At 35.8% G+C, this 26,290-nt stretch carries 26 protein-coding genes and 1 riboswitch; of the genes, 24 read left to right on the top strand and 2 right to left on the bottom strand.

Annotated elements, in window-relative coordinates:
* On the bottom strand, positions 1-1,882 hold a 1,882-nt coding region (locus tag ACZQCL_RS00130; RefSeq protein ID WP_482481403.1), incomplete at its 3' end, for a PD-(D/E)XK nuclease family protein.
* Between the two features lie 105 nt (positions 1,883-1,987).
* Complete coding sequence (locus ACZQCL_RS00125; protein WP_117926041.1) at positions 1,988-3,358, bottom strand: NAD(P)/FAD-dependent oxidoreductase; 1,371 nt, start codon at positions 3,356-3,358, stop codon at positions 1,988-1,990.
* A gap of 6 nt (positions 3,359-3,364) precedes the next feature.
* Positions 3,365-3,462: riboswitch (purine riboswitch) on the bottom strand.
* 83 nt (positions 3,463-3,545) lie between these two features.
* Between ACZQCL_RS00125 and ACZQCL_RS00120 the strand changes: the two genes are divergently transcribed.
* From ACZQCL_RS00120 to ACZQCL_RS00005, 24 genes are all read left to right on the top strand, one after another.
* Positions 3,546-4,430 (top strand): YitT family protein, encoded by an 885-nt coding sequence (locus ACZQCL_RS00120; protein ID WP_227992049.1) that lies wholly within the window; start codon positions 3,546-3,548, stop codon positions 4,428-4,430.
* Positions 4,414-4,938, top strand: coding sequence for a ribonuclease M5 (gene rnmV, locus ACZQCL_RS00115; protein WP_227992047.1), 525 nt, complete (start codon positions 4,414-4,416; stop codon positions 4,936-4,938). The genes ACZQCL_RS00120 and rnmV overlap by 17 nt, the downstream gene beginning before the upstream one ends.
* Positions 4,935-5,804, top strand: coding sequence for a 16S rRNA (adenine(1518)-N(6)/adenine(1519)-N(6))-dimethyltransferase RsmA (rsmA, locus tag ACZQCL_RS00110; protein ID WP_227992045.1), 870 nt, complete (start codon positions 4,935-4,937; stop codon positions 5,802-5,804). The genes rnmV and rsmA overlap by 4 nt, the downstream gene beginning before the upstream one ends.
* Positions 5,776-6,609, top strand: coding sequence for a 4-(cytidine 5'-diphospho)-2-C-methyl-D-erythritol kinase (gene ispE / locus ACZQCL_RS00105; protein WP_227992043.1), 834 nt, complete (start codon positions 5,776-5,778; stop codon positions 6,607-6,609). The genes rsmA and ispE overlap by 29 nt, the downstream gene beginning before the upstream one ends.
* A gap of 1 nt (position 6,610) precedes the next feature.
* The gene (locus tag ACZQCL_RS00100) at positions 6,611-6,817 is read left to right on the top strand and encodes a DUF1146 domain-containing protein (RefSeq protein ID WP_227992041.1); all 207 of its coding nucleotides are present in this window, start codon (positions 6,611-6,613) and stop codon (positions 6,815-6,817) included.
* Complete coding sequence (locus ACZQCL_RS00095; RefSeq protein WP_227992040.1) at positions 6,804-7,742, top strand: rod shape-determining protein; 939 nt, start codon at positions 6,804-6,806, stop codon at positions 7,740-7,742. The genes ACZQCL_RS00100 and ACZQCL_RS00095 overlap by 14 nt, the downstream gene beginning before the upstream one ends.
* A complete protein-coding gene (locus ACZQCL_RS00090; RefSeq protein ID WP_482481398.1) occupies positions 7,739-8,806 on the top strand; it encodes an MraY family glycosyltransferase in 1,068 nt (355 codons plus the stop codon). Before ACZQCL_RS00095 ends, ACZQCL_RS00090 begins: the two co-directional genes overlap by 4 nt.
* A gap of 49 nt (positions 8,807-8,855) precedes the next feature.
* Positions 8,856-9,404: a hypothetical protein gene (locus ACZQCL_RS00085; RefSeq protein WP_117571751.1), complete on the top strand. Its 549-nt coding sequence runs from the start codon at positions 8,856-8,858 to the stop codon at positions 9,402-9,404.
* A gap of 7 nt (positions 9,405-9,411) precedes the next feature.
* Positions 9,412-10,596, top strand: a complete 1,185-nt coding sequence (tilS, locus tag ACZQCL_RS00080; protein WP_482481396.1) for a tRNA lysidine(34) synthetase TilS — start codon at positions 9,412-9,414, stop codon at positions 10,594-10,596.
* A 46-nt stretch (positions 10,597-10,642) separates the two neighbouring features.
* Complete coding sequence (gene hpt / locus ACZQCL_RS00075; RefSeq protein WP_186999065.1) at positions 10,643-11,185, top strand: hypoxanthine phosphoribosyltransferase; 543 nt, start codon at positions 10,643-10,645, stop codon at positions 11,183-11,185.
* Between the two features lie 10 nt (positions 11,186-11,195).
* Positions 11,196-13,151, top strand: a complete 1,956-nt coding sequence (ftsH, locus tag ACZQCL_RS00070; RefSeq protein ID WP_288522744.1) for an ATP-dependent zinc metalloprotease FtsH — start codon at positions 11,196-11,198, stop codon at positions 13,149-13,151.
* A gap of 101 nt (positions 13,152-13,252) precedes the next feature.
* Positions 13,253-14,137: an Hsp33 family molecular chaperone HslO gene (gene hslO / locus ACZQCL_RS00065; RefSeq protein ID WP_117926569.1), complete on the top strand. Its 885-nt coding sequence runs from the start codon at positions 13,253-13,255 to the stop codon at positions 14,135-14,137.
* Positions 14,130-15,095 (top strand): tRNA dihydrouridine synthase DusB, encoded by a 966-nt coding sequence (gene dusB, locus ACZQCL_RS00060; protein ID WP_482481392.1) that lies wholly within the window; start codon positions 14,130-14,132, stop codon positions 15,093-15,095. Before hslO ends, dusB begins: the two co-directional genes overlap by 8 nt.
* 103 nt (positions 15,096-15,198) lie before the next feature.
* Positions 15,199-17,025: a 1,4-alpha-glucan branching protein GlgB gene (glgB, locus tag ACZQCL_RS00055; protein WP_482481390.1), complete on the top strand. Its 1,827-nt coding sequence runs from the start codon at positions 15,199-15,201 to the stop codon at positions 17,023-17,025.
* A gap of 77 nt (positions 17,026-17,102) precedes the next feature.
* Positions 17,103-17,474, top strand: coding sequence for a hypothetical protein (locus ACZQCL_RS00050; protein ID WP_482481388.1), 372 nt, complete (start codon positions 17,103-17,105; stop codon positions 17,472-17,474).
* A 49-nt stretch (positions 17,475-17,523) separates the two neighbouring features.
* On the top strand, positions 17,524-18,372 hold the full coding sequence (locus ACZQCL_RS00045; RefSeq protein WP_256268606.1) for a transketolase: 849 nt from the start codon (positions 17,524-17,526) through the stop codon (positions 18,370-18,372).
* Positions 18,372-19,286, top strand: a complete 915-nt coding sequence (locus ACZQCL_RS00040; RefSeq protein WP_117571758.1) for a transketolase family protein — start codon at positions 18,372-18,374, stop codon at positions 19,284-19,286. Before ACZQCL_RS00045 ends, ACZQCL_RS00040 begins: the two co-directional genes overlap by 1 nt.
* A 1-nt stretch (position 19,287) precedes the next feature.
* Positions 19,288-19,881: a class I SAM-dependent methyltransferase gene (locus ACZQCL_RS00035; RefSeq protein ID WP_412345952.1), complete on the top strand. Its 594-nt coding sequence runs from the start codon at positions 19,288-19,290 to the stop codon at positions 19,879-19,881.
* A gap of 170 nt (positions 19,882-20,051) precedes the next feature.
* Entirely contained in the window at positions 20,052-22,091 is a 2,040-nt protein-coding gene (locus tag ACZQCL_RS00030) for a PTS sugar transporter subunit IIABC (protein ID WP_482481385.1), read from the top strand.
* Between the two features lie 5 nt (positions 22,092-22,096).
* Positions 22,097-22,930 (top strand): PRD domain-containing protein, encoded by an 834-nt coding sequence (locus tag ACZQCL_RS00025; RefSeq protein WP_418562344.1) that lies wholly within the window; start codon positions 22,097-22,099, stop codon positions 22,928-22,930.
* Positions 22,931-23,129: 199 nt separating this feature from the next.
* Positions 23,130-24,110, top strand: coding sequence for a PTS sugar transporter subunit IIB (locus ACZQCL_RS00020; RefSeq protein WP_256269206.1), 981 nt, complete (start codon positions 23,130-23,132; stop codon positions 24,108-24,110).
* Between the two features lie 18 nt (positions 24,111-24,128).
* Positions 24,129-24,947 carry a PTS mannose/fructose/sorbose transporter subunit IIC gene (locus ACZQCL_RS00015; protein WP_227991057.1) on the top strand — a complete coding sequence of 273 codons (819 nt, stop codon included), beginning with the start codon at positions 24,129-24,131 and terminating at the stop codon, positions 24,945-24,947.
* A gap of 23 nt (positions 24,948-24,970) precedes the next feature.
* Positions 24,971-25,888, top strand: a complete 918-nt coding sequence (locus ACZQCL_RS00010; protein ID WP_337467873.1) for a PTS system mannose/fructose/sorbose family transporter subunit IID — start codon at positions 24,971-24,973, stop codon at positions 25,886-25,888.
* A gap of 18 nt (positions 25,889-25,906) precedes the next feature.
* Positions 25,907-26,290 (top strand): DUF956 family protein (locus ACZQCL_RS00005; protein ID WP_118356884.1); only part of this gene is annotated, 384 nt, incomplete at its 3' end.

Genomic DNA, 26,290 nt, shown 5'->3' with positions numbered 1-26,290 from the left:
CAAAAATCAACATAAGTTTTTCTGTGATTTCTTCAATTTGAGAATCAAACCATGGAATTTGTTGTAAAAGCACTTCTTTTGCGAAGGAAAATTCATTTTCAACGTAGTGATGAATTTCTTCTTTGGATAAAGAAGTATATTCTTGTCTATCTTTAGAAATCACTTCTAGAACATGATGTAATATGCTTCCACGAATTCGAATGTCTGTGATGTCTTCTTTTTCTTTTAAATATAAGCCGTATTTTAGTGCATGAGAAAAAGGACATCGTGCATAAGATTCGAGTCTTGAAATAGATCCTTTAAAATGATTATCCTTAAAGAATATGGATTTAGCTGTTGTTTCATTTAAATCGATAGTTGGGGTAGTCCAATTAAAAGAATCGGGCGTAGTGATAAACTCAGCCTTTTGTTGGAGCCAATTTTCTATGTCGGAGCTAGGTTCATAATTTTTTCCTTGATAATCACTCTGTGGATAGAATACGTAAAGAATTTCACACAAAGACAAACAGTCAAAGATTTGTGCCTGCTGGTTTTGAATGCGTGTTTCAAGATTTGGTAAATCCGTGTTTTGCACATAGGCCTCATCAAAGATTCCAGTATGTAACTTTAAAGCAGGAAATGCACTGGCATTTGTGCCAGTTAAAAAGACGATGGGCCTTAAATTTGTGATGTCCTGTCTAGATCCAATGAATACCCCTTCAATGGAATTGGCTTTCTGATTGGCAGAAAGATTTTGGATTTGGTGAATCAAGATGTTTAAATCATTCGCATTATGAATGTGTGTATGCACATCTTGGATAAGTGACATGACATCGTTGAAGGCATTCAAATCTTCTTTTGTGACTTGTTCATGTAGATTTTGAATGTGTTTGGCCATCTTGATAAAATCGTATGCATCAAATAAGAAGGCATGATCGCGTACCCATTCTAAAGTGTCTTGTTCTAATTTTTGGTAGGATGCGAATTGGTAGGAATCAATGATTGCATTATCTTTGTATGGAAGTGTAGTTAAGAAAGGTTCAAATTTTAAAAATTGTTCAGGGAACAATGTGTAATACTGCAAGAGATAATTGTCATTTGGATATAAGGCTTGAACTACGTTTAAAAAACTTTTTAAATCCATATCTTTAGCCCATGTTAAATAATGGATCCACTCGTTATATATAGATGTAGTATGAACTTCTTGTATAGTTGTGAATGGGATCTTATGTGCTGTAAGAATCTGGGTTAAAACATTGATGTCACTTGGGTTGTTTAGGGCAATGAAAATATCATCGGCTGAATAGTCATTTTCAATAATAAGATTTGCGATGACTTCCATTTGTTTGCGTGCGTTGGCAACACTGTAGTAGTGTGTTGTCAACAGTTGCTTATCGCCGAGCCATTTTGCGCCATGATCAATCAACACTTGAATCCAGTAACTGTCTAATTGAGAGTATTCTTTTTTTAGGATATAGATGTTTTCTAAATCTGGTAAACTTGAAAGGACATCTTGCGTTTGGTCTTCTTTGAGTTGAATTGGATACAGAAGATTTAAAATTTCATGTAAATCTTTTTCTTTTTGCGTTGAACAAGGAAAATCATGAATCTGATAGGTTTTTGCCATTTTTATAAAGTCTAGACAGGCATTTAAAAAGTCATAGTCTTCTTTACTGGAATAGAAGGCATTGGAAAGAGAGACATTCTTTAAAGCATCTTTGTACAAATAAAGAATTTCAATGTCAGATTTATTTTGTCCATGATAAAAAGAAGATAGCCAGCTAGACAAGGTTAAAACTTGTATGCCAAGGCAATCTTTTTTTTGTTTTAAAATTTCTTTGTATAAAGATAGATGTAGGGTAGCCGGAGCTAATATTGTACTGTTGTCTGGAATTTGTATCATAAAATTATCACCTAGATTATTATACCATCATTATTATTAACTCGAGAGTTATTAACTGTGCAGTTAATGAAAAAAAGTGGATCATTTGATCCACTTTGTGTTGTATTATAGATTTTCTGTAATGTGTCTTGCGACATATACACCAGATGCACTGGCATGACTTAATGAGTGTGTTACACCTGAACAGTCTCCGATAACGAATAGTCCTTTGTGTTTTGTTTCTAAGTTTTTATCTACTTTTACTTGCATATTGTAGAATTTAACTTCAACACCATATAGTAATGTGTCATCACTAGCTGTTGATGGACATACTTTATCAAGCGCATAGATCATTTCAATAATGTCATCTAATTGACGTTTAGGGATAACTAGGGATAAGTCTCCTGGTGTAGCCTTCAATGTAGGAGTTACGAATCCTTGTGCAATACGACTTGGAGTTGAACGTTGTCCACGAATCAGATCACCAAAGCGTTGAACGATAACACCACCACCTAACATGTTTGATAGGCGGGCAATACTTTCACCATATTGGTTACTTTGTGAGAAGGGTTCTGTGAAATGATTTGATACTAATAAGGCAAAGTTTGTGTTGTTTGTGAAACGAGCTGGATCTTCATAGCTGTGACCATTTACAGTGATGATTCCGTTTGTGTTTTCGTTTACGACAACACCTCTAGGGTTCATACAGAATGTACGAACGCGGTCTTGATATTTCTTTGAACGATATACGATTTTAGATTCATACAATGAGTCTGTTAATTCTGAGAATGTATCGGCATTTAGTTCAACACGAACACCGATGTCTACACGATCACTCTTTGTTTCAATGCCTAAGTTTGAGCATACAGATTCCATCCATTTACTTCCTGAACGGCCTGTAGAAATAATACATTGTGTAGATGTATATGTTTCATCCCCACAAACGACTTCATATCCATCTTCGATTTTGTTTACCATATCAATGTGTTTAAAGAAATGGAATTCGGCTTTGTCTTTTAATTCATTGTATAAGTTTTCAAGTACTACATAGTTAATGTCAGTTCCTAAGTGACGAACTTTCGCTTTTAATAAGTGAAGATCATTTTGAAGACATTTTTTGGCGATAGCAGCATCTGAGTTTGCATATAGACGAGTTTTTTCTCCGCCCATCTTGCAGTTGATTTCATCCACATATTCCATTAAATCGATAGCTTCTTGTTCACCTACATATTCGTATAGGTTTCCACCAAATTCATTTGTGATATTGTATTTTCCATCACTGAAGGCACCAGCTCCACCAAAACCGTTCATGATGGCACATGATTTACAGTGGATACATGATTTGATGTTCTTTCCGTCAATTGGACATTTTCTTTTGTTTAATGGTGCTCCTGCTTCAAAAACACCAATTTTTAATTCAGGTTTACTCTTTAATAATTCGTAGGCTGAGAAAATTCCTCCAGGCCCAGCACCAATAATAATGATATCGTATTGCATTTTATTTTCCTCCTGTTTGAAGGCTATAGTCTACTGTTTTCGGTAGTAGGTATGAACGTTCAACCATATCATGAACTTATATAACCCGGACTATTATACGGATAAAGTGAATTGTTTGCAAGCGATATTTTTGAAAACGAAACATAAAAAAAATGATATAATCATGTAGGCTAGAAGAGGTATGCATATGAGCAAGAATAAAATACATGATTTAATAATGATTATACTTGGAAACTTTGTAGTTGCATGTTCAGTTTCCTTTTTTATACTTCCTAATAATATATTAACAGGTGGTGTAGCTGGTGTGGCTGTCGCATTACATCCAGTTCTTCCGATTGATACAGTTTTAATGATTGATGGTTTAACAATTGGATTATTTATATTGGGAGCTCTTTTATTAGGAAAGCAGTTTGCGATGAAATCTGTGATTTCTACAATTGTATATCCGGTTTTCGTAACAGGTTTATCACAGGTTGCCACAATGTTTCCTAAAGATACATTTGTGATGCCAGCTTATGTGGCTACAATCTATGCCGGAGTTCTTGTGGGGATTGGTTTAGGTTTAGTGTTTAGAGTTAATTCAAGTACGGGTGGTATGGATATCTTAGCTTTGATTTTACATAAATACTTGAAGATTCCTGAAGGAACCAGTGTAATGATCGTGGATGGCTTAACAGTTTTATTGGGTGTGGTTACACATGGTTTAACACCAGCATTGATTGGTATTATGTCTGTGTTTGTTTGTGGTGTCGCAATCGATAAAACTGTAATGCTAGGCATGCAATCCGCAAAAAATGTTATGATTATATCGACAGAGTGGAAACAGATTCGTCGTATTTTATTAGAGACAGTGGATCGTGGTGTAACGATTCTAGATGGAAGTGGTGGCTATACACAAGCGCCTAAGCCCGTGTTGATGTGTGTTATTAAGCAGAAACAATATCCATTATTAGAGTCAAGTGTTTTAGAGATTGATCCAAAAGCGTTTATTATTGTGAATGATGTGCATCAGGTACATGGTGCTGGTTTTACATCAAAACATGTGGTGGAGACAGATGAAGCAGCATATTAAAGAAATTATTGTCGTTGAAGGAAAAAATGATACAAACACGTTGCAGTCTTTTTTTGATTGTGACACGATTGAAACGGGTGGAGACCAGGTCAACGAGAAAACGATTGAGCGTGTTAGACAGGCTCAAAAGACAAGAGGTGTAATTATTTTTACAGATCCAGATACGCCAGGAGAACATATACGTAGATTGATTGGCAGTAGTGTGCCAGGATGTAAACATGCGTTTATTAATAAGGAAAAAGCGAAAACACCTAAAAAAGTGGGTGTAGAGCATGCAAGTAAAGAAGATTTATGGGATGCCCTATGTCATTATGTAACGTTTGAGAATAAAGAAGAAGTATTGAGTTGGCAAGACTTTATTGATTTAGGCTTAGTCGGAAACAAAGATTTGCGCTTTCAAGTGTGTGAAGATTTTCATATTGGTCCTTGCAATGCGAAAACATGTTTTAAGCGTTTAAATCAGATGAATGTGACAAAAGAAGAGATAGAAGAAAGGAGTCTTTCATGAAACAGGCGATTGCGACAGTAAAAAAGACAAAAGAGATTCAAGAAAAGTATAAGGTTTTCACAAAGAAAAGCTTTGGACAGAATTTTATTATTGAACCGGGTGTTGTTGAAAAGATTGCCAATGCAGCAATTCAATCAAGAGATGAATTGGTTTTTGAGATTGGTCCTGGAATTGGGGCTTTAACACAGTTTTTATGTGAAAAAAGTAATCAGGTTGTAGCTTTTGAGATTGATGAAAGATTGCCGGTTGTATTAGAGAATGAGATTGGTTTTGATCATTTACAGATAGTATTAGAAGACATCTTAAAGGTGGATATTGATGAAAAGATTCGTGAATTTAGAAAGCCTGGTCAAAAGGTAGTTTTCGCGTCGAATCTTCCTTACTACATCACGACGCCGATCTTATTTAAATTGTTTGAGGCAAATGAAGAGATTGAAAGAATTACGGTTATGATGCAAAAAGAAGTGGGAGAACGTTTCTTGGCACACGAAAATGATAAGGAATACAATGCGTTGAGCGTAATTACGCAATATCGTTGTGATGTGAAAAAAGTCATGGACGTATCAAGAAGAGTATTTTGGCCAAGTCCCAATGTAGATTCGATGGTCATTCAGTTTTCTTTCCATCACAAGTATCATTTAGAAGATGAGAATTATTTCTTCGATTTGGTAAAAGCTTGTTTTACACAAAGAAGAAAAACTATTTATAATAACTTTCAGAATTTTGTGAAAGATAAGACTCTGGCAAAAGAATTGTTAGAAAAAGTAAATATTGATCCTAGTACGCGTGCGCAACAGTGTACGTTAGAAGATTTTATTCGATTATATGAGGTGACCTATGAAAGTACAGGCAAGGGCAAAAATTAATCTAGCATTAGATGTCGTGGAAAGAATGGATAATGGGTATCATTCTTTAGACATGATTATGGTACCTATTTCAATTTATGATGAGATTGAGATAGAAAAAAATGATTTTGATGTAGTTGAATGTGAAGGTATGAAATTACCAGAGAACAATACGGTTTCAAAGATGATTCAAGTTTTAAAGGATACCTATCACTTAGATTCTTGTTTCAAAGTATCTATCAAGAAGCATATTCCGGCTCAGGCAGGTCTTGGTGGCGGAAGTGCGGATGCAGCTGCTGTATGTAAGGCGGTTTTAAAGATGGAAGGTATTGAGGAAGCGGAAGAAAATCTTTATGAAATCACAAAACAAGTGGGGGCGGATGTTCCTTTCTGTATTCATGATAAGTGGGCTCGAGTAAAGGGTATTGGAGAAAAAATCACGCCAATTGAGAGTGATTGGCAATTTGATATTGTAGTTGTAAAACCGGATTTTGGAATTTCTACTGCGAATGCATTTTCTAAATGGAAAGAGTCGCGTCCTTTTCATCCGGATGTAGATTTAGTAGAGTCGAGTATTCGAGAAGAGAACATGGATCTTTTATATCAGACTATGGCAAATTCATTGGAGCCAATCGCCTTTGAGATTGAGCCTGAATTAGAACAAGTGAAAATGGATATGGAAGATGCAGGTTTAGTACGTATATTGATGTCTGGGTCTGGTTCAAGTATGTTGGGATTCAGTGTGGATGAAGAAGTGATTTTAAGTGCATGTGAGCAATTGAAGGAAAAGTATAATTTTGTTCAAATTGTTCATGTAGGAGGCTAATATGGCAGCTTCTGTAATTTCTTATTTAGTATTCTTTGCGTGTTTTGGCTTAAGCTTTTATGCGATTTCAAGTATTCAGTTTGAAAAGGTGTGTAGTGTAAAAAATCCTAAGAAAGTGCAGATTTTAATGTTTATTTTATCGCTTTGTCTTGCGTACATTTCAAGTCAGGCGATTTTACAATTAACAATCTATAATGGCTTTGCTTGATAAGTGGATTGCCCTGGATATGGGGGCGTATCTTGCACGGTTTTATGATTTTTCTACACAGAAACAAATTGTTTTAAAAACAATAATCGCAAAAAAAGGAAAAGAAACATTGGGTGTATCGGATCAGGCGCTTGCCTATTTATATAAGGATCTGGATACGATACAAATTCAATATCCTATATCACATGGTCAAATTCTTCATTCAATTGAACCTTTGGTTCAGAAGGGGTTAAACGAACTACATGCCTTTGATGGCTTATTAAGACCGAGTGTGCTTGTGAGTGTTCCTACGGAGTTGTCGCAAAGACAACGAGAACTTTGGCAGCAAATGTTTTTAGATTGTGGCGTACGTAAGGTTGAATTTATTTCAAACTTAAATGCTTTACAAGAAGAAGGTTCTTGCTTTTTAGTGCATAGTGGACATTCTTATACGGAAATTCATGTGTGTGCTTATGGTAAGGTGCTTGTGTCAAAGACAATTTATTATGCGGGAGCACAGATTGATGAGCAGATACAAAGGATTGTTTACAACAAGACGGGTTGTTTTATCACAAAAATGGATGCGGCTCATTTGAAGGAAATGGCAAGTCTGGCTTTTTGGCAACAAAAAAACAATTTATTGTTGTGTTATGCCTTTGATTCAAGACAGATTCTTCATCAGATTCAAATTGAGTCAAGTCTATTGTGGCCGGCCTTCGAGATGGTTTCAGCACAGATTTCATTATGGGTAAAACATTGTTTTGATGGTCTTCCTGCTTCTTTACAAGAACATTTTTTGATGCATGGAATTGAATTGAGTGGAGGATTGGCGGATTGTTTTGGGCCGTCACAATTCATTTCTAAGAACATATCTTGTCCAGTTCTTTGTACAAAACGAGGACAATACGATATGATAGATGCATTAAAGGGGGTAAAGTCAGCGTGATTGATTATAAAATGATTTTATTACCATTCTTGATTTCAGTGATTCTAACACCGTTGGTGAAGCAATATTCTATTTATTGTGGGGCCTATGCCAAAGAAAATAAGCGTACGGTCCATCATGGAAAGATTTCGCGTATTGGTGGTGTAGCGATTTATTTGGCATTCATTATAACGATGGCTATCTTTGTGAAGGCGGATCGTCAGATCAAAGGATTGGTTATTGGAAGCAGTATTATGTTTTTTACAGGTTTAATTGATGATTTAATCGATATTAAGCCACTGGTTAAACTAACGTTGGAAGTTTTTGCGGCTTTGGTGTTGATTTATTTTGGAATTTCAGTAGATATTATTCGTTTGCCTTTGGGCATTCAAATTGATACAGGTATTATTTCGTTTATCTTTACGATAATTTGGGTGGCCGGTATCACAAATGCGGTAAACCTGATTGACGGTCTAGATGGTCTTGCCGGAGGTATGAGTGTTATTGTGCTTGTGGTCATTGGTTCTATCGCCATCATCGAAAGACGTTCAGATTTATTAAGCATTGCCTTTATCTTAGCTTTTGGAACATTGGGTTTCTTAGTTTATAATGCGCATCCAGCTAGTATCTTTATGGGAGATTGTGGATCGTTGTTTTTGGGGTTCATGATTTCGGCAATTTCATTGCTTGGATTTAAATCGAGTACGATTTTGACGTTGGCATTGCCTATCTTATTGTTGATGCTGCCAATTATTGATACGTTATCCGCTATTTTGAGACGTACTTTAAAGGGTATGAAATTTATGGAGGCGGACAAGAGTCATATTCATCACTTGTTGATGCGCCAATTTGGACATCGTAATACTGTAATTATCATGTGTGGTTTAACAGCGCTTTTTGGATTGAGTGCTTTTGCGTATATGATTAATCGAAATATCGGCTTTTTAGTTATGGTCATTATATTGTTGGCGGTAGAGATTTTTATTGAGAAATCGGCAATGATTAGTGAGAAATTTCATCCTTTAATTGGTTTATGGCATCGTATTCAAAGAAAATCGCGAAAAATATTCAAAAAAGTAGGCTAAAATGCCTACTTTTAATATTGTTTTCACATTGGTTTGTTAGAATGGGGTTATGGAACCGAATGAATGGCAAAAGTACAAAAACAAGAAGTCGACGGAGTACACACAAAAAATAACGTCGCAGGCTAGAATTGCTGAAGAACAACTGTTAGAGGGTTTAAATGAAAGTGAGGTTTATGATTATATGCTTTCTAAACTGAATTTTTGTCAGAGGAAACAAATGTATTCGAGTTTAGAAGCTAAGGTGTATGTGAAAGTTGGCGACATATGCTTTACAGATTTTGGATTGGCCTATCTAAGTGAGGTTGGCTATCAGCATTTTGGGTTAGTGTTGGCAATGAAGAATGGGAAAATATTTGTAGTACCTATGAGTGGGAATAGTAGTGCGTATCATAGGGCGTATGATCCTGTATCTCATATGGGAAAGCGTCATTTGATGCGTTTACCAGAAATTGAGGGCTTAAATAAGGCGAGTGTATTATTCTTAAATGATGCGAAATGGATCAATTCGGCGCGTGTGATTGATGTGAAGGCACATATTGATCCGAATTCTCATTTGTTTGATAAAATAAAAAAATGTGTTATGCAAATGATGCTATAATAGGAGCATGTCAAAATGTGTAGTAGCCTGTTCAGGTGGACCTGACAGCATGGCTTTATTAGATCAATTGAATAAACAAGGCAAGGACATTGTCGTTGCACATGTGAATTATAAACATCGCGATACGGCAGATAGGGATGAGAAAATAGTGAAGGAATATTGTAAAAAATATGATATTCCTGTTCGTGTTTTATATCCGGTGTATGAGAAAGGAAATTTTCAGGCATGGGCAAGAGATGTTCGTTATGCTTTTTTTGAAGAAGTGGCAGATGAATTTGATACAAAATTATTATATGTAGCACATCAGATGGATGATGTGATTGAGACGTATTTGTTTCAGAAAAATCGAAATATGATTTGTGACTGGTATGGATTAAAAGAAAAGAGTGTAAGGCATGGATATCAAATCATTCGGCCTTTACTGAATTTCACAAAGAGTGAATTACAACAATACTGTAATGATAATGGCGTTTCTTTTGGAATTGATGAATCGAATTTAACCAATCACTATACGCGTAATGTGATTCGTCATACGCAAATTGAGAAGATGGATCGTAATGAAAAGGAAGAATGGATTTTAAAGATTCAAAATGAGAATGATTTTTGGCAAATAAAAAGAGCAGGCATAGAAGATTTTTTAAAGAATTGGAATGGGGATGTAGATTCTTTATTGAATCAAGAAGATGCCTGGCTCTGTTTAGATATTTTCTTATTTCAGGCTTTGAGTCATCATTTCTCTAGGAAATACATGGAAGAGTTGTGTGTTCAATTAAAGGGAAATGTGCTGATTGAAATAGAGGATCATTTATTGGAAAGGCATAATGAAAAGTTGTATTTTATGCCAAAACCACAGAATGTGTATTATACATTGAATGAATTGGAGTATAAAGATTATAAAGAATTCTCTATTATGAATCAGGGGCAAACAATTGAGTCTTTTAGTGTGGAGGCATCTGACTTTCCTTTGGTGGTGCGTCATGTTAAAGTGAATGACGTAATTTCGATGCGTTTTGGAAATAAGAATGTGCATCGTTTCTTTGTGGATCGAAAAATCTGCAAGATATACCGAAAATATTGGCTAGTTGTGGAAAATAATGCAGGAAAAGTTATTTTTGTTCCAGGCCTTGGATGTGATGTAGAACATTATTCACAAAATCAACAGTTCTATTTTAAAATGAATGGTCTAGATTAAATGTTTATGTTACAATGTTTAAGTAACTTAAGGAGAAAAACACCATATGATAGCTCAAGATATTGAAAAAATTTTATTAAGTGAAGAAGAAATCGAAAATCGTTGTGTAGAACTAGCACATCAAATAGAAGAAGATTATAAAGAATCTGGAGAAACTCCAATCGTAGTTGGATTGTTAAAGGGAAGTGTTCCTTTTATGGCTGAATTGATCAAGCGTTTTGAATTTCCATGTGAAATTGATTTTATGTCCGTTAGTTCATACGATGGAACAGAATCTATTGGAGATGTTCGTATTTTAAAGGATATGGATCTATCTTGTAAGAATCGTTCTATTTTAGTTGTAGAAGATATTATTGATACAGGTAGAACTTTAGTTGAAGTAAAGAAAATGTTTAAGAATAAAGGTTGTCTAGATGTTCGTTGTGTAACATTGTTAGATAAACCAAGCCGTCGTGTTTGTGAAATTGAAGCGGATTACGTTGGTTTTGAGGTGCCAAATGAATTTGTGGTTGGATACGGATTGGATTACAACCAGAAATATCGTAATTTACCATTTGTTGGTGTTTTAAAACCTGAAATTTATCAGTAGGAGGAAGATTATGAAGAAGTGGTTAAATTATTTACCAACCATCTTCATTTTATCAATTGTATTATCATTAGTTTTTTATAGTTCACAGGGCAGTACTGTACAAATGAATTATACACAATTTGAGAAAATTGTAGATGAAGTTGACTTTAAGAAGAGTTCTATGACAATTAGTTCCACTGTTATTCAGTTGGAAGGTACTTATGAGCAGAACTCAAAGACAATTGGATACAAGGTTATTGTTCCAAGAACAGAAAAGAATATTGAGAAGTTGGAAAAGGATTTGCAACGTAATGGTGGAAAGCTAACAGTAGAAGATCCAAACCAAGGAAGTGTATGGATTTCTATTCTTTCTCAAATCATTCCATTCTTGATTATTGCGGTATTCTTCTACTTCATGTTTTCTAAAATGGGCGGTGGAGGCAATAATAAAGCCTTTGAATTCGCAAAATCAAAAGCTCGTGTTGAATCGAATGTAAAAGTTCGTTTTAAAGATGTTGCGGGTTGTGAAGAAGAAAAAGAAGAAGTAAAAGAAATTATCGATTACTTACGTTCACCAAAGAAATTTACAGATATGGGAGCACATATTCCTAAGGGAATCTTGATGGTTGGTCCTCCAGGAACTGGTAAAACTTTATTGGCAAAAGCCGTAGCTGGAGAAGCCAATGTTCCATTCTTCTCGATTTCAGGTTCTGACTTCGTTGAAATGTTTGTCGGAACAGGTGCGAGTCGTGTCCGTGACATGTTTAAGACGGCACAAAAGAGTGCGCCATGTATCATTTTTATTGATGAAATCGATGCCGTTGGACGTCAGCGTGGAGCTGGTATGGGTGGCGGAAACGATGAGCGTGAACAAACATTGAACCAATTATTGGTTGAAATGGATGGTATGACAGATAATGCTGGAATCGTTGTGATTGCGGCTACAAACCGTCCAGACGTATTGGACCCTGCTTTACTTCGTAGTGGTCGTTTCGATCGTCGTGTTACTGTTAGCTTGCCAGATATTAAGGGCCGTGAAGCTATTTTACAGGTACATGCTCGTAACAAGAAATTGGCGAGTGATGTTTCACTTGCAAATTTGGCAAAACGTACGCCTGGATTCTCTGGTGCAGATTTAGCTAACGTATTGAATGAAGGTGCTATTTTAGCGGTTCGTAAAAATGAATCTAAGGTTACAATGACGGATTTAGATGAAGCTATTGACCGTGTTATGATGGGACCTGCGAAAAAGAGTAAAAAATATACAGAAAAAGATAAAATTCTTGTGGCCTACCATGAAGCGGGACATGCCGTTATTGGTTTAAAACTTGAAGATGCAGATATGGTTCAGAAAGTTACAATTATTCCTCGTGGAGATGCGGGTGGATATAACTTGATGACACCTCGTGAAGAGAAATACTTCCATAGAAAATCTGAATTTATTGCGCAGATCACTGGTTTACTTGGTGGTCGTACAGCTGAAGAGATCCAATTTGGTGAAATCAGTGCGGGTGCTGTAAATGATATTGAAAAATTAACAGAAATTGCCAAAAATATGGTTCGTGTATATGGTATGTCTAGTTTAGGTCCTATCCAATATGCGGATCCTCAAGGAAATGTCTTCTTAGGAAGAGATTATACAAAGGGTAGTGATTATTCTGCAGGTGTAGCGGCTGAAATTGATAAAGAAGTTCGTGCGATTGTAGATGAGTGTCATGAAAATTGTCGTAAGATCTTAACTGAAAACAAAGATTTGTTGGATTTGATCGCGAACAATTTGTATGAACATGAAACATTAACAAATGAAGAAATCACAAACTTAATGAATTATGGACAATTAACAGATCCTAATGTTGAAACAAATGAAGAAGAGGAAAAAGTAGAACAAGAAGTAGTTCAAGTTCCAGAGATTCCGGAGACTCCAGCTGGTGTTGATCAAAAGGATCTGGATGATGCGTTCAATGAATTAACTAAGAAAAAAGATTAATTACACATAAAAGCCATCGATTGATGGCTTTTAGTTTGGCTTGAAATGGATACAAGAATTCAGTAGAATGTTGCTAGTGAATTTTATCGTGGAGGATAATTATGAAAGATCAACTATTAAAAGCTCTTGTTTTAAATGAGCATGTTCGTTTATATATTGTGCGCACAACTGACTTAGTACAGGAAGCGCAGGATCGTTTTGATTTACATCCATGTGCTTGTGCAGCTTTAGGAAGAACTTTATCTGTGGCAAGTATGATGGGTGCTATGTTGAAATCAGAAGAAGAAATGTTGTCAATCACAATCAATGGACACGGTCCAATTGGTTCTATTGTGGTAGATGCATATGCGAATGGAAATGTTCGTGGGTTTGTTTCAAATCCACATGTAGAGGATGTTTTGATTCGCCCAGGAAAATTAAATGTAGGAGCTGTTGTCGGTACAGATGGAACTTTAACAGTTACTAAAGATTTAAGTATGGAAGAAAACTTTTCTGGTTCGGTTGAGTTGCAGAGTGGTGAAATTGGGGATGATTTTGCTTATTACTTCACTTTGTCTGAACAAACACCAACAGCTGTATCATGTGGAGTTTTAATAGGAACAGATGGTCGTGTTGCCAGTGCAGGTGCTATGATTCTACAAATGCTTCCAGATGCGACAGAAACAGATATTTCTATTTGTGAACACGTACTTGAAGGGTTGAAACCAATGAGTACTTTAATTCAAGAATATGATGATTCAAGTTTAGAAGATTTGGCAAATGACATGTTTGAAGATGCGAAGATTTTAACGACACAACCAGTGGCTTATGATTGTCCTTGTTCAAAGGTACGTATGGCTAGAGCTTTGGGAACTATAAAAAAATCAGATGTTTTAGAGATGGCTGATAAAGAGCATGGTTGTGAAATCACATGTAATTTCTGTAATGAAACATATCATTTCACAGAAGAAGAATTAAGAGCGATTGCGAGTAAGATGCATGATTAAGATTGGAAATGTAGAAATCGAAAATCCGGTTGTGATTGCACCAATGGCAGGTATTAGTAATATCGCATTTCGTAGAATTGCGAAACGCTTTGGAGCTGGTTTAGTTTGTAATGAAATGGTAAGTGATAAAGCTTTATACTATAATTCATTGAAGACGAAACAAATGTGTGCCATCGATGAAAATGAACATCCTGTATCTTTCCAGTTGTTTGGTCATGATATTGATACGGTTGTGTATGCAGCTAAATATTTGGATACGCAAACAGATTGTGACATTATTGACTTTAATATGGGGTGTCCCGTAAACAAGGTTATCAAAGCCCAGGCAGGAAGCTTTTTAATGAAGGATATTGATTATGCCAAAGAACTTGTATCGAATATTGTACAAAATGTAAATAAGCCAGTAACAGTAAAGATGCGTTTAGGTTTTGATACATATCATATTAATTGCGTTGAAATGGCGAAGGCTATGGAGAGTGTGGGCGTTAGTGCTGTTGCAGTGCATGGTCGTACGCGTAATCAGATGTATGAAGGAAAAGCAGACTGGTCTTATATTAAGCAAGTAAAAGAAGGGGTATCTATTCCTGTTATCGGGAATGGTGATGTCCGTAGTGTAGAAGATTTTCACCGTATGATGAATGAAACAGGTTGTGATGCGGTTATGCTAGGTCGTGGAATTGTAGGTAATCCATTCTTGATTCAAGAATGTGTGGATTCAATTACAGGACAGAAACATGAATTTTCAATGGAAGATCGTATTGAAATTTGTATGGATCATGCCAAAGGATTAGCGGATACAAAAGGTGAAAAAGTAGCTATTCGTGAAATGCGAGGTTTGGCTAGCTGGTATTTAAAGGGACTTCCTAGTTCAAGGATCTTTAAAAATGAGATGTCACAAATGAATACATTGGAAGATTTAGAGAATATATTACGTCAATTCATGGAGGTGCAGCGTTAGTTGCATCTTTTTTAATGGTTGGTAAGCGTTTTCAAAATGTGAAAAATACACTTTAAGTTTCTTGCGTTCCGGTATAAAATATATATACGGAGGTTATATCGTTATGGATCAAAGAAAGACAAAAGCCTTTTTTGAAGGGCGTGACATACATGCTTATAATATTTTTGGTGCACACCTAGAAGCTAATGGGGTTCGTTTCAGAGTGTATGCTCCAAACGCAAAGAATATTTCAGTTATTGGTACATTTAATGACTGGGATGATCAAGCGAGTAAAATGAAAAAAGATAAACGTGGGATTTGGGAATGTTTTGTAGAAGGTGCAAAGGATGAGGATTCGTATAAATATCGTGTGTGGCAGGCAAATGGTGAATTGGTAGACAAAATGGATCCATATGCTTTTTATAGTGAATTAAGACCAAACACGGCAAGTATTGTATCAGATTTAAGCTACGATGGATGGACTGACAAAAAATGGTTGGATCAAAGGAATAAGGGCTTTGATTCTCCTGTGAATATTTATGAAATGCATGTTGGTTCATGGAGAAAAGATGATGAAAACGAAGAGTTTGTACAGTATCATGAAATAGAAAAGGAATTGATTGAACACTGTAAGAAACATCACTTTACACATGTTGAAGTCATGCCGCTATGTGAATACCCGTTTGATGGTTCTTGGGGTTATCAATGTACGGGTTATTTTTCAAGTACTTCTCGTTATGGAACAAATCATGAATTAATGCACTTTGTGAATGCACTTCACGAAGCTGGAATTGGTGTTATCATGGATTTTGTACCTGTACATTTTGTGAAGGATAACTATGCCTTAGGAATGTTTGATGGAACACCATTATATGAATATTCAAAACCAGAAGATGCGAATAGTGAATGGGGAACGGCTAACTTTGATTTATGGAAAGAGGAAGTTCGTTCATTCTTGATGTCTGCAGCCAATTTCTGGATAGATGTTTATCATGTAGATGGTTTAAGAATGGATGCGATTAGTAATGCGATTTTCTGGCATGGAAACAAGAATAATGGTGTGAATGAAGGTGCATGTGATTTCATGAAACGTATGAATCACTTGTTGAATGAGGCGCATCAAGGAAAAATCATGTTGATTGCAGAAGATTCAAGCGATTTTCCTAATGTCACAAAGCCAAGTTATGCGGGTGGCTTAGGATTTGACTATAAGTGGGATCTAGGTTGGATGAATGATACATTATCCTATTTAAAAAGAGATCCAATCTATCGTAAGTGGCATCACCATGACGTTACTTTCTCGATGGCTTATTTCTATTCAGAAAGATTTATCTTACCATTTAGTCATGATGAAGTTGTGCATGGTAAGGCAACCATTGTAGATAAAATGTGGGGAAGCTATGAAGATAAGTTTGCCCAGGCAAGAGCATTATATGTATATATGTTTACGCATCCTGGCAAGAAATTGAATTTCATGGGTAATGAAATTGGTCAATTGCGTGAATGGGATGAACAAAAGAGCTGTGACTGGTTCTTGTTGGATTATCCAATGCATGATGCGTTCGAACATTTATGCGAAGATTTAGGTAAGATTTACACAGAAAATGATGCATTCTTTGATCAAGATTATGATCCAAGTCGTTTCTGTTGGATTGACGCAGATAATGTAGGACAAAATACGTTCTCATTTATTCGTAGAGGTTCAAAGAAAGATTTCGTTATTGTTATGAATTTCTCAACAAATCCATATGATCACCAACAGTTTGGTGTTCCTTGCAAAGGTAAATATAAAGAAATTTTGAATACAGAGTGGGATAAATACAACGGAAACTTAAAAGGTCATGCACCTCAAGAGGTGCAGGCAATGCGTCTTACAAGACATAACCAGCCATATATGATCGAAGTAAATGTTCCTAGTTTTGGTGCCATGATTTATGAAGTTGAAAAGTGAGATTGATTTCTCACTTTTTTTGGTGAAACTTCTTTTTTTTACGTATAAGAGATTGTAGAAAAAAGGAGAACAAAAAAATGGAAAAATTAGATGTAGAATTTGAACTGTTTCGTAAGCGAGTGTACAACTTGGAGATTCGTAGCTTTTATTTACTTTTATTGAATCGGGGTTGCGACATTAAAACTTTAAGAGCTTTATTTTTGGATGTGGATGAAAAACTCGCCTTAAAGATGGATGGTATGTTTTATTGTGCTCAATCGGATCGAGTTCAAGAAGTGTTAGAGAAAGTAATCCAACAAGAAAAGACAAATGCGAGGATGGATTGTTTTGAGAAACTATTTGAAAAAGGGATAGACATATTTGAAGCGTTGGAATTGATTGGGATTAGTCAAAATGACATAGAATTGATCAATGATGCAGCTTATGTGTGGCAATATAAGCGTTTGTGAAATAATTGACTTTTTGTAGGGGGTGTATTGTGACAAAAAGTTTGTTATAATGTATGCGCAAAAAGGAGATAGCGTAAATATTATGGAAAACAAGGAACTTGCATTGCACGCAAAAAATATTCGTAGAAATATAGTGAAAGAAGTGTATAGTGCCCAAAGTGGACACCCGGGTGGAAGTTTAGGTGCAACTGACATTTTAACAGAGTTATACTTTGAAGAAATGGATATTAATGAGGAAAACTTAAATACATTGGATCGTGATCGTTTTGTATTAAGTAAGGGACATGCAAGTCCAGCTTTATATGCAGTACTTGCTGAAAAGGGATTCCTTCCTGAAGAAGAATTGACAACTTTCAGAGCTATTAATTCACGTTTACAAGGACACCCTAACATGAATTATGTAGAAGGTGTAGATATGTCTACAGGATCTTTAGGACAAGGTATTTCTTGTGCTGTAGGTATGGCATTAGCCAATAAGTTAGATAAAAACGATCATCGTATCTATACTGTACTTGGAGATGGTGAATGCCAAGAAGGACAAGTATGGGAAGCTACAATGTCAGCGGCTCACTATAAATTAGATAATTTATGTATTATTGTTGACAACAATAACCTTCAAATTGATGGTCACGTAGATGAAGTTATGAGTGTGTATCCTTTGGATAAAAAATTCGAAGCTTTCAATTGCCACGTAATCAATGTAGATGGTCATGATTATGATCAATTGCGTGCAGCATTAAAAGAAGCTCGTGAAACAAAGGGAATGCCAACTGTAATTGTTGCGAAGACAATTAAAGGAAAAGGTGTTTCATTTATGGAAGATCAACAAGGATGGCATGGAGTAGCACCAAATGAAGAACAATACCATGCTGCAATGAAAGAATTGGAGGCAGAATAATGGCAAAAGTAGCTACACGTGTCGCTTATGGTGATGCTTTAAAAGAATTAATGGTTGAAAATAAAAATGTCGTTGTATTAGATGCTGACTTAGCGGGTAGTACAAAGAGTGGAGAAGCTAAAAAAGTAGACCCTTCTCGTCACTTTGACATGGGAATTGCCGAAGGAAATATGATGAGTGTTGCGGCAGGTCTTGCGGCTAGTGGAAAGATTGCGTATGCATCTACTTTCGCAATGTTTGCGACTGGACGTGGATTCGAACAAATTCGTAACAGTATCGGATATCCACAATTAAACGTTAAAATCTGTGCATCTCATGCAGGAATTAGTGTTGGAGAAGACGGTGCAAGTCACCAATGTATTGAAGATGTTAGTTTAATGCGTGGTATTCCAGGCATGAAAGTTATCGTTCCATGTGACTATAATGAAGCTAAACAAGCATGTAAGGCTGTAGCTGAAATTGATGGGCCTTGCTACGTTCGTTTAGGTCGTAGTGGTGTTGAAAGCGTAAATGGCGATGACTATAAATTTGAACTAGGAAAAGGTGTTGTCCTTCAAAAAGGTGAAAAAGTAGCTTTAGTTGCGACTGGATTAATGGTTCAAGAAGCATTAGAGGCTGCTAAGAAAATGGAAACAGCTCCAACTGTAGTAAATATCCATACAATTAAACCAATTGATAAAGAATTGATCATTGAACTAGCAAAAACTCACGATACTATCGTGACTTGTGAAGAACACTCTATTATTGGTGGTTTAGGAAGTGCTGTGGCAGAAGTTTTAGCTGAAGCAGGAACAGCATGTAAACTTGTTCGTGTCGGTGTTCAGGATGTATTTGGTGAAAGTGGAAAACCAGCTGAATTATTCGCAAAATACAAAATTGATGCAGATGCGATTGTAGAAGCTGCTACAAAGTAGTATGGCACACTATTTCACAAATGATATTGTAAAAGATGCACCAGAAGAAATTACGATACATTTTCGTGATTTTACATATAAGTTAAATTCGAATGCTGGAGTTTTCAGTAAAGATAAATTGGATGAAGGTACGCGTATTCTTTTAGAAACGGTACTCGACAATGAATCTGAACCAGAAAGCACATTGGATCTAGGTTGTGGAATTGGTCCTATTGCCTTGATTTTAATGGAGTATTGGAAGCATACCGCAATGACAATGATTGATGTAAATCAAAGAGCTTGTCAGCTCGCAGATGCAAACATGAAAAAATATCGTCGTAAGGCAAAGATATTATGTCAGTCAGGTGTGAATGAAGGCCAGTATGCCTGTATTCTTTTGAACCCACCGATTCGTACGGGAAAGGCAATGATTTATTCATTGTTTGATCAGTGTTTAGAACATTTAAAGGAAGATGGTCATTTCTGGATTGTAATGCGCAAGCAGCATGGTGCACAAAGTGCGATTCATTATTTACAAGAAAAAGGCTATGAAGTAGAAAAAATGGCTCGTGATAAAGGCTATTGGGTCATGAAAATATCAAAAGCAGGAAATTAATCCTGCTTTTCTTGTATATTCAGATTTTGTCTTTGAATAACATTTACTTCATGGCCTTTTCTTATGGACTTTTTGACAAATGTCATTTATCATCATAAATACAGTAGAGGTATTAATCAATGAAACAACATCATGTGTTTAGTTTTTTACAAAGGATGGGAAAATCCTTTATGTTACCTATCGCAGTGCTTCCTGTAGCTGGTATTTTTTTGGGTGTAGGAAGTTCTTTAACCAATGAAACAACGATAGCTGCATTGCATTTAGAATCGGTATTAGGGCAAGGAACCTTTTTATATAGTGTTTTAATTTTATTGAAACAAGTAGGCAAAGTTTTATTTGATAATCTACCCTTGATTTTTGCGGTTTCTATAGCTTTAGGAATGTCTAAGCGAAGAAAAGAAGTCGCTGCTCTTGCAGCTATTATTGCCTTTTTTGTGATGCATGCCACAATCAATACGTTACTTTGTTTAGATGGAAGTATTGTTAATGGTGTAGTTTCAAATTATATTCTAGATGGATCTATTACTTCGGTATGTGGAATGTTATCAATTGAAATGGGTGTGCTTGGAGGAATTGTCGTTGGACTTGGTGTTAGTTATTTGCATAATCATTTTTACCAGATTCAATTACCAAATGTGATTTCTTTTTATGAAGGAGAACGATTTGTTCCAATCATTTGTGCTATTACATATGTATTTATAGGGGTGCTTATGTATTTTATTTGGCCACCATTACAGCAGGGTGTTTATAATTTGGGACAATTTATATCTGACTCTGGCTATTTTGGTACATTTATTTATGGAATTATTAAGCGTAGTTTAGTTCCTTTTGGCTTGCATCATGTTTGGTACATGCCATTTTATCAGAGTGCATTAGGCGGTGTACAAATGGTAAATGGTTCAATTATATCCGGTGCGCAGAATATTTTCTTTGCGCAATTATCCGATCCAAGTGTGACTCATTTTAGTGTGGATGCAACTAAATTTTTCTCTGGAGAATTTATTTTTATGATTTTTGGCTTGCCTGGTGCGGCTTTAGCTATGTATCAATGTGCAAATCCAGAAGCAAAGAAAAAGACGGCGAGTTTATTACTTTCGGCTGCTTTAACAAGTGCATTAACAGGAATTACAGAGCCGATTGAATTCTCTTTCTTGTTTGTGGCGCCATTATTATATGTTGTTCATGTGTTATTAGCCGCCACATGTTTTGTGGTTGCACAAGCTTTACAGGTTGCGATTGGATTTACTTTTTCAGCTGGTTTGCTTGATTTTACATTGTTTGGGATTTTGCAGGGAAATGCGAAGACAAATTGGATGATTGTAGTTTTGCTTGGCTTAGTATATTTCTTTGTGTATTATGGGGTGTTTAAGTTTTTGATTGTAAAGTACGATTTAAAAACGCCTGGAAGAGACGAAAGCATTAAGGTGTTTGATAAGAAAAAGTATGATTTTAGTTTTGATAAATCATTGATTGATCCTAGAAGTCAGATGATTGTTCAAGGCTTAGGTGGACGAAGTAACTTTACGGATTTAGATTGTTGCATCACAAGATTAAGAGCGACAATCAAAGATGATACTTTAATCAATGAAGGGTTGTTAAAAAAATCGGGAGCTGCAGCTATTATGTGTCAGCCAAATGCAATTCAAATTATTTATGGCCCTCAGGCTTCGAATATAAAGACAAAACTGGATGAGTATATGTTGAATGTGCCGGAAAGTTATGATTTTGAGGATAAAGAAGTTGTTTTAGAAACAAAAACACAGTTGGAACTTGAATGTTTAGTAAATGGGGAAGTAATGCCGATAGAAGATGCAACGGATTCTATGTTTGCGCATAAATTAATGGGCGATGGTATTATGATTCGTCCGTGTGATGGTGTTGTTGTGGCGCCGTGTGATGGAGTTATTTCAATGATTTATCCAACAAAGCATGCGATTGGTATTACAATTGATGATAATACACAGATCTTAATTCATTTTGGCACGGATTCGGCGAAATTAAATGGCAAGGGTTTTGAATTGTTGGTAAAACCAAACCAGAAAGTTAATGCTGGAGACGTTTTGTGGAATGCAGATTTAAAGTATATCAAAGACAATGCGTTAGATGAGAATATTATAGTTGTATTTACGAAAATAAAAGATGGTGCAGAAATAGAAAAAAAATATGGAAAAATGCAATGTCATGATATGATGTTAAGGGTAAAGGGATAATGGATATGTATGAAATTTTAAAGGTTTTGAATCATAATACAATCTTGGTTTTAAAAGAAAATGAAGAAATAATTGTGATGTCTAAAGGAATTGGCTTTGGTAAAAAGCAAGGGGAACAAGTGGATGTTCCTCGCAATGCAAAGCAGTATAAGATGCAAAAGTCATATCAGGCGAAACAGAAGTCGAATAATATTTTTGATTACATTGATCCAATGTATATTGAAATTTCATCTGAAATTATTACTTTAACAAAAGAGAAATTTGGTAAAGTAGAACACGATATTTTATTATCTTTAGCGGATCATATTTATTTTGCGATAAAAAGAATTAAAGAGAAGGATTTCCCATCCAATCCATTTAATATGGATATTCAACTTATGTTTCCGGATGAATATTCGGTGGCATTAAAGGCAAAGGAGGTTATTGAAAAATATACGCATGAGGAAATAAATGCAGATGAAATTGCGTTTATCACCTTACATATTCACTCGGCTATATCGGTAAATAAAGTAGGGCAGTCTATGGAAGTTATGCGTGTGATTCGTGAATTCTTCAAGAAATTACAGGCTGATTTAAATATTCGTATTGATGTGAATTCATTGTCATATATTCGTTTAATGAATCATATTAAGTTTTTGTTGTTGAGACTGAATAATGATGAGGAATTGCAGATGGATATTACAGAGTTCACAAAAGAAAAGTTTCCATTTGCTTATGAACAGGCTCGTGTTTTATGTGAACAATTGAGCCGTGTTTTACATAAAGATTTGCCAGATTCGGAGTTGGGGTATTTGGCTTTACACTTGGAAAGAATTTTATCGAGTACGATTATTTCGTGAAAAATGTTGACAACGCTTTCAGAAAGTGGTACATTTTCAGATGTAAAAAGTGAATATTCAATAGCGTGTAACTGGTTAGGCAGGCATTTACTATTTTGATTGAAGATATAATCTTTATTGGTTTATTGTATATCTTCAGTTTAAATGTATATGTCTGTCTTTTTTTGCGTATTGAATTTCTAAGAAAGGATGAAAATATATGGTAGGAATTATTCTTGCAAGTCATGGTGAATTTGCGAATGGTATCTTCCAGTCAGGAGCTATGATTTTTGGTGAACAAGCCAATGTAAAGCCTTGTACTTTGATGCCTAGTGAAGGACCTGAAGACATTCGAAAGAAGATGGAAGATGCGATCGCTTCTTTTGAAAATCAAGAAGAAGTATTGTTCTTAGTTGACCTATGGGGAGGAACTCCATTCAATCAGGCAAGTGCCTTGTTAGATGGTCACGAAGACAAATGGGCAATTGTCACAGGATTGAATTTGCCTATGTTGATTGAAACGTATGCTTCTAGATTCTCAATGGAGAAGGCACACGAAATTGCAGCACACGTAATGCAAACTGCACAAGAGGGTGTACAGATCAATCCAAAAGAATTAGAACCAAAAGAAGAAAAGAAAGCGGAAGTAAGTGCAGCCCCTCAAGGAGCTATTCCAGAAGGAACAGTCCTTGGAGATGGACATATCAAATATGGCTTAGCACGTATTGATACACGTTTACTTCACGGTCAGGTAGCAACAGCTTGGACAAAGACAGTTGGACCAAACCGTATCATTGTTGTTAGTGACAATGTAGCTCATGACGATTTAAGAAAGAGCATGATCGAACAGGCAGCTCCTCCAGGAGTAAAAGCAAATGTCGTTCCAATCGATAAGATGATCCAGGTCGCGAAAGATCCTCGTTTTGGAGCCACAAAAGCAATGTTGTTGTTTGAAACACCACAAGATGCATTAAGAGCTATCAAAGGTGGAGTGGATATTAAAGAATTGAACTTAGGTTCCATGGCACACTCTCAAGGAAAGGTAGTTTGTACAAAGGCCGTTTCTATGGGAAGTGATGATGTAAAAACATTTGATGAATTATTAGCAATGGGAATTAAGATTGATGTTCGTAAGGTGCCAACAGATTCACCTGAAAACTTCGATGAAATTCTTAAAAAAGCAAAAACAGAATTAAAGTAAATTTAGAGGGAGATTATTATGTCAGCGATTAGCATTATTTTAGTTATAATTGTTGCCTTCTTAGCCGGTATGGAAGGAATTCTTGACCAATTTGAATTCCACCAACCATTAGTAGCATGTACATTAATTGGTTTGGTTACTGGTCACTTAAAAGAAGGTGTTATGTTAGGTGGTTCTTTGCAGTTGATGGCTTTAGGTTGGGCAAACATTGGTGCAGCGGTTGCACCCGATGCTGCACTAGCTTCAGTTGCTTCTGCAATTATTATGGTTTTAGGTTTAAATGGTGGAACAACAGATACTACAACTGCTATTTCTACAGCAATTGCCGTAGCTATTCCATTATCAGTAGCTGGTTTATTCCTAACTATGATTTGCCGTACAATTGCAATTCCAATTGTTCACTTCATGGATGCTGCTGCTGAAAAAGGTGATTTTGGAGCAATTGAACGTTGGCAAATTGTAGGTATTTGTTTACAAGGTGTTCGTATTGCGATTCCTGCTGCTGCATTATGTTTCGTACCTAGTTCAGTTGTAACTGGCGTATTAAATGCAATGCCAGCTTGGTTATCTGGTGGTATGACAGTTGGTGGAGGAATGGTTGCTGCCGTTGGTTATGCAATGGTTATCAACATGATGGCTACAAAGGAAACTTGGCCATTCTTCGCTTTAGGTTTCGTATTTGCTTGTGTAAGTGAATTCACACTAATTGCTTTAGGTGTTATTGGTGTTGTTATCGCAATCGTTTATTTAGGTTTGAAAGATGCTGCTAAAAATAATGGTGGAGGATCAAATACTGGTTCTGGTGATCCATTAGGTGACATCTTGAATGATTACTAGGATTTTGAAGGAGGTAAATGAAAATGGCTGAAAAAATTACATTAACTAAACAAGATCGTAAAAAAGTTTGGTGGCGTCATCAATTCCTTCAGGGTTCTTGGAACTATGAACGTATGCAAAATGGTGGATGGTGCTATTCAATTATTCCTGCAATCAAAAAATTATATTCTAACAAGGAAGATCAAATTGCTGCTTTAAAACGTCACATGGAGTTCTATAACACTCACCCTTATGTATCAAGTCCAGTAATGGGTGTTACACTTGCTTTGGAAGAAGAAAAAGCAAATGGTGAAAATGTAGATGATACTGCAATCCAAGGTGTTAAAGTAGGTATGATGGGTCCTTTAGCTGGTGTTGGTGACCCAGTATTCTGGTTTACAATGCGTCCAATTTTAGGTGCTTTAGGAGCTTCTTTAGCATTAAGTGGAAACATTTTAGGACCTATCTTATTCTTCGTATTATGGAACGTAATTCGTTTAGCATTCATGTGGTATACACAAGAATTTGGTTACAATGTAGGTACTAAAATTGCTAAAGACATGTCAGGTGGACTTCTTGGAAAAATTACTCAAGGTGCAAGTATTTTAGGTATGTTTATCATTGGTTCCTTGGTACAACGTTGGGTAAGTATTTCATTTACTCCAGTTGTATCAAGTGTTACTCAATCTGAAGGTGCATACATTGATTGGTCACAAATTAAAGGAAATGCTGACGGAATTAAGAGTGCATTAGAACAATATTCTTCATTAGGAGCTACTGGTTTAAATCAAATCAAAGTTACAACTTTACAACAAAACTTAGATTCATTAATTCCTGGTCTTGCAGCTTTATTATTAACTTTATTATGCTGTAAATTATTGAAGAAGAAAGTTTCTCCAATCACAATTATTATCGCATTATTCGTAGTTGGTATTATTGGTCGTGTAATCGGAATTATGTAATAGCTTAAGGAGGTACATATGGCGCAATCATTAAATTCAAAAGTTGATTTAACAATCAAGGCAACATCTTTTGCAGGATTGAGTTCCAATGGAAATGTCATGGTTGGAAATAAAGCATTTGAATTCTACAATGAAAGAAATGTTGAAGATTGTATTCAAATTCCATGGGATACAATTGATCGAGTAGAAGCGAGTGTCTTATTTAACAAAAGTATTTCTCGATTTGTGATTTTCATAAATGAGAAAACATACTTTGCTTTCTCTACAAAAGACAACAAAAAAACACTTCGTGCTATAAGAGAATATGTACCTGCAGATCGAATGCTTCGATCATTGAGTTTTTGGGATGTGTTTAAACGAGGTTTAATGTATATTCCAAATAAATTACTACATTCTAATAAC

This window comes from Holdemanella sp. (genome assembly GCF_056804935.1).
The sequence above is the reverse complement of the archived record's forward strand: the minus strand, read 5'-3'. Positions and strand labels throughout refer to the sequence as shown.

Bases quoted from the DNA above. Each gene is read 5' to 3' on its own strand.
- ACZQCL_RS00125 (WP_117926041.1), bottom strand. From the start codon at position 3,358: ATGCAATACGATATCATTATTATTGGTGCTGGGCCTGGAGGAATTTTC.
- ACZQCL_RS00120 (WP_227992049.1), top strand. From the start codon at position 3,546: ATGAGCAAGAATAAAATACATGATTTAATAATGATTATACTTGGAAAC.
- rnmV (WP_227992047.1), top strand. From the start codon at position 4,414: ATGAAGCAGCATATTAAAGAAATTATTGTCGTTGAAGGAAAAAATGAT.
- rsmA (WP_227992045.1), top strand. From the start codon at position 4,935: ATGAAACAGGCGATTGCGACAGTAAAAAAGACAAAAGAGATTCAAGAA.
- ispE (WP_227992043.1), top strand. From the start codon at position 5,776: ATGAAAGTACAGGCAAGGGCAAAAATTAATCTAGCATTAGATGTCGTG.
- ACZQCL_RS00100 (WP_227992041.1), top strand. From the start codon at position 6,611: ATGGCAGCTTCTGTAATTTCTTATTTAGTATTCTTTGCGTGTTTTGGC.
- ACZQCL_RS00095 (WP_227992040.1), top strand. From the start codon at position 6,804: ATGGCTTTGCTTGATAAGTGGATTGCCCTGGATATGGGGGCGTATCTT.
- ACZQCL_RS00085 (WP_117571751.1), top strand. From the start codon at position 8,856: ATGGAACCGAATGAATGGCAAAAGTACAAAAACAAGAAGTCGACGGAG.
- tilS (WP_482481396.1), top strand. From the start codon at position 9,412: ATGTCAAAATGTGTAGTAGCCTGTTCAGGTGGACCTGACAGCATGGCT.
- hpt (WP_186999065.1), top strand. From the start codon at position 10,643: ATGATAGCTCAAGATATTGAAAAAATTTTATTAAGTGAAGAAGAAATC.
- ftsH (WP_288522744.1), top strand. From the start codon at position 11,196: ATGAAGAAGTGGTTAAATTATTTACCAACCATCTTCATTTTATCAATT.
- hslO (WP_117926569.1), top strand. From the start codon at position 13,253: ATGAAAGATCAACTATTAAAAGCTCTTGTTTTAAATGAGCATGTTCGT.
- dusB (WP_482481392.1), top strand. From the start codon at position 14,130: ATGATTAAGATTGGAAATGTAGAAATCGAAAATCCGGTTGTGATTGCA.
- glgB (WP_482481390.1), top strand. From the start codon at position 15,199: ATGGATCAAAGAAAGACAAAAGCCTTTTTTGAAGGGCGTGACATACAT.
- ACZQCL_RS00050 (WP_482481388.1), top strand. From the start codon at position 17,103: ATGGAAAAATTAGATGTAGAATTTGAACTGTTTCGTAAGCGAGTGTAC.
- ACZQCL_RS00045 (WP_256268606.1), top strand. From the start codon at position 17,524: ATGTATGCGCAAAAAGGAGATAGCGTAAATATTATGGAAAACAAGGAA.
- ACZQCL_RS00040 (WP_117571758.1), top strand. From the start codon at position 18,372: ATGGCAAAAGTAGCTACACGTGTCGCTTATGGTGATGCTTTAAAAGAA.
- ACZQCL_RS00035 (WP_412345952.1), top strand. From the start codon at position 19,288: ATGGCACACTATTTCACAAATGATATTGTAAAAGATGCACCAGAAGAA.
- ACZQCL_RS00030 (WP_482481385.1), top strand. From the start codon at position 20,052: ATGTTACCTATCGCAGTGCTTCCTGTAGCTGGTATTTTTTTGGGTGTA.
- ACZQCL_RS00025 (WP_418562344.1), top strand. From the start codon at position 22,097: ATGTATGAAATTTTAAAGGTTTTGAATCATAATACAATCTTGGTTTTA.
- ACZQCL_RS00020 (WP_256269206.1), top strand. From the start codon at position 23,130: ATGGTAGGAATTATTCTTGCAAGTCATGGTGAATTTGCGAATGGTATC.
- ACZQCL_RS00015 (WP_227991057.1), top strand. From the start codon at position 24,129: ATGTCAGCGATTAGCATTATTTTAGTTATAATTGTTGCCTTCTTAGCC.
- ACZQCL_RS00010 (WP_337467873.1), top strand. From the start codon at position 24,971: ATGGCTGAAAAAATTACATTAACTAAACAAGATCGTAAAAAAGTTTGG.